Genomic DNA, 4,844 nt, shown 5'->3' on the forward strand with positions numbered 1-4,844 from the left:
CATATCCGATCTGGTCGTCTCCGACCGGATCTGATCTGACCCTAAAATTAGATGGGAGCCTCCGGTTTTGAAGATTATACTGATGGGAAACCCCAACGTCGGAAAGAGCGTCGTATTCTCCAGGCTCACCGGGATCGAGGTGATATCCTCAAACTACCCGGGAACCACCGTCGAGTACACCATGGGCAAGACCACCATTGGAGGGGAGAGAGCCGAGGTGATCGACCCGCCGGGCGTCTACTCTCTTGAGCCCTCCTGCAGGGCCGAGGAGGTGACAAGAGAGATCTTCGAAGAGGGGGCAGACGTCGTCGTCGACGTCGTCGACGCCACCAACCTGGAGCGGAACCTGAACCTCACCCTCCAGATCCTGGAGAGGGGCCTCCCCACGGTGGTGGTCCTCAACCTCTGGGACGTGGCCACCCGTACCGGGATATACATAGACGTGGAGGCGCTGGAGCAGGAGCTGGGCGTCCCGGTCTTGACCGCGGTGGCCGTCAGCGGCCAGGGGATAAGAGAGCTGGTCCGTGCGATACCGGAGGCTCGGGCGCCGCCCCCCATGAGGTTTGAGTCAGGAGATCAGAGATGGGCCAGGGTCGGCGAGATCGTGGAGAGGAGCCAGCGGGTCGTCCACAAGCATCCCACCATCCTGGAGAGGCTGGAGGAGGCGACTATCAAACCCCTCTTCGGGATACCCTTCGGCCTCCTCGTCCTCTACCTATCCTTCACCGGGGTGATCAGGTTGGGGGAGTTTCTGATCGACAGCGTCCTCGACCCGGCCTTCGCCGTCTACGGTAGCTTCGTAACGAATCTGGTCGGCCAGCACACCTCAGGGATCTTGCGCGACATCCTCATAGGGACCTCGCCGGAGATCGAGACCTCCTTCGGCCTTCTCACCACCGGACTTTACGTCCCCCTGGGGATGGTGATGCCCTTCGTCATCCCCTTCTACATCGTTTTGGGGGTTCTGGAGGACGTGGGCTACCTCCCCCGGATCAGCGTCCTGGTCGACGCCCTGATGCACCGGGTCGGCCTTCACGGCGCGGCCATAGTCCCCTGCATCCTGGGCCTGGGCTGCAACGTCCCCGGGGTGATGGCCACGCGGGTTCTGGAGTCTCCGAAGCAGAGGTACCTCGCCGCCACCCTGATGGCAGTCTCGGTCCCCTGCGCCGCCCAGAACGCCATGATCTGGGGGCTCCTCGGCCCCTTCGGCCTCCGCTACATCGCCGTCGTCTACGGGACCCTACTTCTCGTCTTCATTACCGCCGGGTTCATCCTCTCAAGGATCATCGGCGGCGAGTCGCCGGAGATCTTCCTGGAGATCCCGCCCTATCGGGTCCCCGACGGCAGAGCCCTCTTCAAGAAGACCTGGATGAGGTCGAAGTACTTTTTGAAGGAGGCGGTCCCCTACGTCCTTCTGGGGGTCTTCCTGATGAACATCCTCTTCATCACCGGGATCGTCGATGCCGTCGGAAGCCTGGCCCAGCCGATAGTCTCCGGCCTCTTCGGTCTTCCGAAGGACGCCGCGGCGACGATGATCGTCGGGTTTCTGAGAAAGGACGTGGCCGTGGGGATGCTGGCGCCCCTGGGGATGACGGCCGGCCAGCTGGTCATCGCCTCGGTGGTCCTCGCGATGTACTTTCCCTGCGTCGCCACCTTCGTCGTCTTCATGAAGGAGCTGGGGCTGAAAAATACGGCCAGGTCTGCTCTGATCATGCTCTTTTCGGCGACGATGGTGGGGACCCTTCTCCATGCGATCTTGACGATGTGATCTCCGAATTTTGACGGTAGTTTATCTTCTTATCGCCTCGAGGGCGATCTTCCCCTCGTGGACCGCCGTCGCCACCAGGGCTCCGGCGAGACCCATCTCCTCCAGCCGCGCGAGGTCCGATCCGTCTTTTACGCCGCCGCCGAGGAGGACGGGATGGTCGGAGAGATCTGCGGCTTTCCGGAGAAAAACCTCATCCAGGCCCGCCGACGTCCCCACCCTGTCCAGAGACAGAAGTATGATCTCCTTGATGGAAAGCGCGTTCAGCTCCCGGATCAGATCGAGGGGCGGAACCTTGAGGCATGGGTCGCGGGCCAGCACCTCACCCCCGAAGAGGTCCACGCTGACGGTGACCTCTCTTATGGACGACGCCCTCTCAATGAGAGAGAAGGAACCGGTCTCGGTCCCCAGGACCGGTCTGCAGTCAGAGGGGAGGAGGTCGAGCTCTCCAAGAGACGAGATCCCTATGTCGGCCATGGTATCGGTTTTTTTTGCCATCTCTCCTATCAGGGCCAGATTGTCTCCAGAGCTCGTGATCCTGTCCAGATCCGCGACGTAGACCTCTTTAGGCCGGAGGAGTTCCAGGATCGAGAGGGGGTCGGAGGTCTCGACGATCCTGCTCTTCGCGGCTATCGGCTGATATTTCTCCCGCTCACCCCGAACGGCGTGGACCGCCGAACCGTTAAATAGGTCGAGGACAAAGACGCAGCGCGTCATGATTTTACAAAACGAGGATGGGACGATATGAGGTTGTTGGTCAGTCCGATAAATACCGAAGAGGCGAAGGCGGCGATGGCAGGAGGCGCGGACATCCTGGACGTGAAGAACCCCAAAGAGGGATCTCTGGGGGCGAACTTCCCCTGGGTCATAAGGTCCGTCGCCGGGGTTGCCGGTGGCAAAATGCCCGTCAGCGCCACCATCGGCGACTTCGACTACAAGCCCGGGACCGCCAGCCTCGCGGCCCTGGGGGCCGCCTTCTCCGGTGCCGATTACATCAAGGTGGGCCTCCTCAAGATCAAAACCCGGGAGCAGGCCGGAGATATGCTGGGAAATATCGTGAGGTCGGTCAAGGAGTTCGACGCCGAGAAAAAGCTGGTGGCTGCGGCCTACTCCGACTGCTCCCGGGTCGGGTCGATCTCGCCGATGGACCTGCCCGAGGTCGCAGCCGAGTGCGGGGCCGACGTCGTTATGGTGGACACCGCCATAAAGGACGGAAAGTCCACCTTCGAGTTCATGACCGAATCGGAGATCGCCGAGTTCATCTCGGCCGGCCAAGACCTGGGGATGGAGGTGGCCATCGCGGGCACCATAAAGTTCGAAGACCTGGAGCTCTTGAAGAGGGTCAGCCCCGACATCATCGGGGTCCGGGGGGCGGTCTGCGGCGGCGACCGGTCTGGACAGATAAAGGAGGAGCTGGTCAGACGGATGAAGGCCGACCTCTCCTGAAACTAATTTTATAGCTTTATCAGCCTCGCCCTGATGACCCCCGAGACCTCGGTCAGCCTCTTGAGGGTCTCCTCGGAGACGGAATGGTCGACGTTCAGGACCATGATCTGCTCTCCGCCCGAGGGCTTTCTTCCGACGTGCATCCCGCCGATGTTGATCCCGTCCTCGCCCAGAACCATGCAGCAGGGCCCTATGATGTTCGGCCGGTCCTCGTGGGTGGCCATGATCATGTAACCCTCGGTGGGGACGTAGACCCGGTACTCGTTTATCTGGACTATCCTCCCCTCCTTCTTGCCGTAGACGGTCCCAAAGATCGATACCGATCCCCTGGGGCCCGAGAGGGTGAGGGTGACCAGGTTGCTGTACCCGTTGGTCGACTCGGTCTTGCTCTCGGTGAGGGCGATCCCGCACTCCTTCAGCTTGACCAGAGAGTTGACGAAGTTGGCGCTGATGCCGACCGCCTCCAGAAAGCCCTTCACCGCCGAGATGGTGACCGGCTTTGTGTCCTTCTCGGCGACGGTGCCTCCGTAGACGATCTCCAGCCTCTCGTACCCATCCTCGCCGAGCTGAGCTGCGAGCCGCCCCATCTTCTCCACCAGGTCCGTGAAGGGGCTCATCACCGCCATCGTCTCGGAAGATATCGCCGGCATGTTCAGGGCGTTGGGAGGAAGCTCTCCTCTCGCCACGGCCAGGATCTGGTCTGCCACCGCCACCGCCACGTTCACCTGGGCCTCGGCGGTGGAGGCGCCCAGGTGGGGGGTCACTATGATCCCGTTCTGCCCGACGATGGGATTATCTGCGGGCGGCTCCTTGGTGAAGACGTCGACGGCGGCTCCCGCCACCCTCCCCTCGGCCACGGCTTTGGCGAGAGCCTCCTCGTTGATGATACCGCCACGGGCGCAGTTGATCAGCCGGACGCCCGGCTTCATGATCTTGAACTCTTCCTCGTCGATGAGGTTTCTGGTCTCCTTGGTCAGAGGAGTGTGGACGGTGATGAAGTCAGACTCCCTGAAGATCTTGTCCAGGGTCGCGAGCTTGATCCCCAGATCGGCGGCCCTCTCCTCGGTGACGAAAGGGTCGTAGGCGAGGATGTGCATCCCGAAGGACTTCATCCGAGAGGCGATCTCGGCCCCGATCCTCCCCAGGCCCACGATCCCCAGGGTCTTGTTGTAGACCTCGACCCCGGTGTACTTCTTCCTGTTCCACTCTCCGGCCTTGAGGGAGTTGTTCGCCTGGGGGATGTTTCTTGCGAGAGAGAGCATCATGGCGATGGTGTGCTCCGCCGCAGAGATGGTGTTTCCGCCGGGGGTGTTGACGACTATTATCCCCTTCTTGGTGGCGGCATCTATGTCGATGTTGTCTACGCCTACCCCCGCCCTCCCCACCACCTTCAGCTTGTCGGCTGCGGCGATCACCTCGGCCGTCACCTTCGTCCCGCTCCTGATGGCCAGGGCGTCGTAATCTTTGATTCTCTCTATCAGCTCTTCAGGGGAGAGGTTGGTGATGACGTCAACCTCGGCCTCCGTCTCCAGCTTTCTTACGCCCTCCTCCGATAGAGGGTCGCTGACAAGTACTTTCATGACATTCTCCTCCATTGACGTGCAGAGATGTACAGGCATTTTACCTTTTCGCA

The 4,844-nt window shown here is 61.3% G+C and carries 4 protein-coding genes; 2 read left to right on the top strand and 2 right to left on the bottom strand.

The window, feature by feature from the left end; genetic code table 11:
* The first annotated feature begins 82 nt into the window (after positions 1-82).
* Positions 83-1,768, top strand: coding sequence for a FeoB small GTPase domain-containing protein (locus tag ACP5EL_RS09050; protein ID WP_428402190.1), 1,686 nt, complete (start codon positions 83-85; stop codon positions 1,766-1,768).
* 21 nt (positions 1,769-1,789) lie between these two features.
* Here ACP5EL_RS09050 and ACP5EL_RS09055 read toward each other — a convergent pair whose 3' ends face one another.
* Positions 1,790-2,482, bottom strand: coding sequence for a HisA/HisF-related TIM barrel protein (locus ACP5EL_RS09055; protein ID WP_428402187.1), 693 nt, complete (start codon positions 2,480-2,482; stop codon positions 1,790-1,792).
* 27 nt (positions 2,483-2,509) lie between these two features.
* Here ACP5EL_RS09055 and ACP5EL_RS09060 point away from each other — a divergent pair, with 27 nt between their 5' ends.
* On the top strand, positions 2,510-3,211 hold the full coding sequence (locus ACP5EL_RS09060) for a (5-formylfuran-3-yl)methyl phosphate synthase (protein ID WP_428402188.1): 702 nt from the start codon (positions 2,510-2,512) through the stop codon (positions 3,209-3,211).
* A gap of 8 nt (positions 3,212-3,219) precedes the next feature.
* Here the strand turns inward: ACP5EL_RS09060 and serA are convergent, their stop codons facing one another.
* Positions 3,220-4,791 (bottom strand): phosphoglycerate dehydrogenase, encoded by a 1,572-nt coding sequence (gene serA, locus ACP5EL_RS09065; RefSeq protein ID WP_428402189.1) that lies wholly within the window; start codon positions 4,789-4,791, stop codon positions 3,220-3,222.
* Positions 4,792-4,844 lie beyond the last annotated feature (53 nt).

The sequence above is a fragment of the Methanocrinis sp. genome, assembly GCF_049974945.1.
Classification (GTDB): domain Archaea; phylum Halobacteriota; class Methanosarcinia; order Methanotrichales; family Methanotrichaceae; genus Methanocrinis.